The following is a 3,120-nucleotide window of genomic DNA, read 5'->3' on the forward strand; positions in this document are numbered from 1 at the left end:
ATATGGAACATGCTATTTGCGAGGGGGTGACATGGAAATGTCACCCCATTTTTTATGGCCCGCTGGCTGAGTCGCTCCCGGAAAAAGACCGCCGGTTGGCGGTCTTTGCTCTGTTCAGCCCGACGGCTCATGATCAGGCGATACCTGCCAGCAGTCGGCTCCAGTTGCGCTTGCTGGCAACGAAGCCATCGTGCAGATTGCGATACTCCAGCTGCAGCTTCAACTTGTCATAGCGGGCCAGCGCCTTGCGCTTGCGCTGTTCCAGCAGGCGCTTGCGGCTGGCGTAGTAGTGCTGTAACTGCTGGCTCAGCTTGTCGTACTCCTCCTGCAACAGTGCCTGCCATAGCTCCCGGTCATCGCGTTTGCGCAACTTGGCCTGCGCCCGTTTGAGCTGCATCTCCAGTCTGGCTTGTTCGATCAGTTCTTCCGGACAGGATCTCAGATCCCGGGTCAGCCCGCACCAGGAGGCGCTGCGGATCAGCCACTTGGTGGGATCGAACTGCCACCAGTGGATGCCGTTGCGATAGTCGTTCTCGAACAGGTGGTGGAAGTTATGATAGCCCTCGCCAAAGGTGAAGAAGGCCAGGATGCCGTTGTCCCGCGCCGTATTGCGGTCGGTAAACGGCTGGCTGCCCCAGATGTGGGCCAGGGAGTTGATGAAGAAGGTGGTGTGGTGGGTCATCACCATGCGCAGCACCCCGGCCAACAGCAGCATGCCGAGCAGGTCGCCGTGGACAAGTCCCAGCAGCAGCGGGATCCCCAGGTTGGTGGCCAGGGTCAGCGCCAGATAGTGTTTGTGCTGGAAGACGACGACGGGGTTGTTCTGCAGATCCCGCACGTTGCTGTAATCGTTGTAGATATCGCGCTGGTACTCGCGCAGCATCCAGCCGATGTGGGAGTACCAGAAGCCGCGACCTGCGCTGTAGGGATCCTTCAGGTTGTCATCCACGTGGCGATGGTGACGACGGTGATCGGAAGACCAGTGCTGGGCCGAGTTTTGCAAGGCGAGGGCACCGCCGATGGCGAGGATCCACTGCAGGATCGGGTGGGCCTTGTAGGCCTTGTGCGACCAGAGGCGGTGATAGCCGGCCGTGATGGAGATACCGCTATAACAGAACAGCAGCAGAAAGCAGCTCCACTGCCAGAGGTCATAGCCATGGGTCATGCCGTACCAGGGCACGGCGATCAGTGCGGTCAACCCGGAGAGGGCAAACAGCAGGGTATTGGTCATGATGATCGGTGGGCGTTCCATCTCACTCGGTTCCTTTCAGCGAACAGCTGTGCGCCATTCTCCACGCAGCCAGAATTCGGGTCAATGGTAAAAAAGTAGGAGACAAACCTGATCCCGACTCGGCCTTCGGGTTATCATCTGGCCTCGATAACCTGAAGGTGACTGTTTTCGTGGGTATTCGCGCGCAACAAAAAGAAAAAACCCGGCGTACGCTGATCGATGCTGCGTTCAGTCAACTGTGCGCCAATCGCAGCTTTTCCAACCTCAGCCTGCGGGAAGTAGCGCGGGAGGCGGGTATAGCACCGACCTCTTTCTATCGCCATTTTCGCGACATGGAGGAGCTGGGGCTGACCCTGGTGGATGAAGGTGGCCTGACCCTGCGTCAGTTGATGCGTCAGGCGCGTCAGCGCATCGCCGGCGGCGGCAGCGTCATCAGTACCTCGGTACAGACCTTCATGGAGTTCGTCGAGAACAATCCGAACATCTTCCGGCTGCTGCTGCGTGAGCGTTCCGGTACCTCGGCGGCATTTCGGCAGGCGGTGGCGCGGGAGATACAGCACTTCATCGCCGAGCTGACCGATTATCTCGAAGCCACCACGGGGGCGCCGAGGGAAGAGGCCTACATCCAGGCCGAAGCCATGGTGACCATCGTCTTCAGCGCCGGTGCAGATGCCCTCGACATGACCTGCGAAGAGTGCCGGGCCTTGTCTGATCGCACCATACGCCAGCTGCGCATGATCGCCATGGGTGCCGAGGTTCAGAACCAGAAGCGCCGCCAACCCCTTTCTTAAACCAAGGATGGACACTTCCATGCATGATCAGAATCCGATCCCGAAGAAACCCCTGCTGCTGGCCCTGCTCATTGGCATCTGTTGGGATGCTTCCCTGTCGGTGCTGACCGAGTCGGTGCTCCCCTTCTCCTTCTTCCCCATGATTGCCCTGGTGTTGGCTGCCTATCAGCTCTACCAGCACTATCGTCACGTGTCGCTGGAGGGCAATATACCGCTCTGCATGCTGCTCTGCCTTTTCATCGGCGGCTTCGGCCACTCGGCGCTGGTCAAGGTGCAGTACCCCGAGCTTGGCAGCAACTTCTTCGCGCTCATCATGATGTTGCTGCTGCTGGCTGTGCTGTCGATCAAGCTGGGTATCAGTGTGGGGAAAAAAGAGAAGGAGTGACGGGCACTCCTTCCTGACAGACAGAGGTGCTGTCTTATTCGGCGTTGTTTATCTCTGTGCCATGCTGTTTGGCTTCTATGATGGCTTTGAGTCTGGCGCGAATATCCACCATGCCAAAGACGCCGAATACCAGTATCAGTATGACTTCAAGTTTTGTGACCACGAAATAGGGCTTGCAGGCAGACTTCACCATGCTGGCTTGCACTAGGTGGACCAGGGCGATGAGCAGGCCGCAGATCGGCAAAAGATCATTCAGCTTGCCAGGTAGCGGAGCCACCAGACTGACCAGCACGCCTAACCAGAAGAACAGGGTCAGCCCCATCGCCAACAGAGTAAATACCCGCTTCATCGTTTACCTCCCGTAGATAGAGTTGATAGCAGACCTGACCGGCCTGCTTGTCCTTGAGCAGTTGCCCAAATTGACGGGGAGGGGCACAGCGCCCATTTCCCCCCGCCCACCCGGTATTTAAACCGCAGCGTCATTCTTGGTGTCCCGTAGATAGAGTTGATAGCAGACCTGGCCGGCCTGCTTGTTCTTGAGCAGTTGCCAGCTGGCGGGCAGTGCCAGATCCGCCATCTCCTTCTCCCGCTCCAGATAGATGAGGGCATCCTTTGCCAGCCAGCCGCGCTGCTCCAGTAGCTCACACACTTGGGGCAGCAGCTCGCGCCGAAACGGCGGATCGAGAAACACCAGATCGAACGGCGTGGCCGGA

Annotated in this window: 5 protein-coding genes; 2 read left to right on the forward strand and 3 right to left on the reverse strand. The window is 58.5% G+C overall.

All coding sequences use genetic code 11. The features are described from left to right. Window positions 1-133: 133 nt before the first annotated feature. Window positions 134-1,252, reverse strand: a complete 1,119-nt coding sequence (locus AAC083_RS16905) for a fatty acid desaturase (protein ID WP_042038013.1) — start codon at window positions 1,250-1,252, stop codon at window positions 134-136. A 149-nt stretch (window positions 1,253-1,401) separates the two neighbouring features. Here AAC083_RS16905 and fabR point away from each other — a divergent pair, with 149 nt between their 5' ends. Next, window positions 1,402-2,022, forward strand: a complete 621-nt coding sequence (fabR, locus tag AAC083_RS16910; RefSeq protein ID WP_042038011.1) for an HTH-type transcriptional repressor FabR — start codon at window positions 1,402-1,404, stop codon at window positions 2,020-2,022. A 19-nt stretch (window positions 2,023-2,041) separates the two neighbouring features. Then, on the forward strand, window positions 2,042-2,407 hold the full coding sequence (locus tag AAC083_RS16915) for a YijD family membrane protein (protein WP_146181715.1): 366 nt from the start codon (window positions 2,042-2,044) through the stop codon (window positions 2,405-2,407). A gap of 34 nt (window positions 2,408-2,441) precedes the next feature. Here the strand turns inward: AAC083_RS16915 and AAC083_RS16920 are convergent, their stop codons facing one another. Together AAC083_RS16920 and AAC083_RS16925 are read right to left on the reverse strand one after the other, a co-directional pair. After that, window positions 2,442-2,756: a DUF1145 domain-containing protein gene (locus AAC083_RS16920; protein ID WP_042038006.1), complete on the reverse strand. Its 315-nt coding sequence runs from the start codon at window positions 2,754-2,756 to the stop codon at window positions 2,442-2,444. 117 nt (window positions 2,757-2,873) lie between these two features. Beyond that, window positions 2,874-3,120, reverse strand: a 247-nt coding sequence (locus AAC083_RS16925) for an RsmD family RNA methyltransferase (protein WP_181364791.1), incomplete at its 5' end; no start/stop codon positions are given.

This window comes from Aeromonas sp. HMWF014 (assembly GCF_963878295.1).
In the GTDB taxonomy this organism is placed as follows: Bacteria; Pseudomonadota; Gammaproteobacteria; order Enterobacterales; family Aeromonadaceae; genus Aeromonas; species Aeromonas popoffii.

Bases quoted from the DNA above. Each gene is read 5' to 3' on its own strand.
- AAC083_RS16920 (WP_042038006.1), bottom strand. From the start codon at position 2,756: ATGAAGCGGGTATTTACTCTGTTGGCGATGGGGCTGACCCTGTTCTTC.
- AAC083_RS16905 (WP_042038013.1), bottom strand. From the start codon at position 1,252: ATGGAACGCCCACCGATCATCATGACCAATACCCTGCTGTTTGCCCTC.
- AAC083_RS16915 (WP_146181715.1), top strand. From the start codon at position 2,042: ATGCATGATCAGAATCCGATCCCGAAGAAACCCCTGCTGCTGGCCCTG.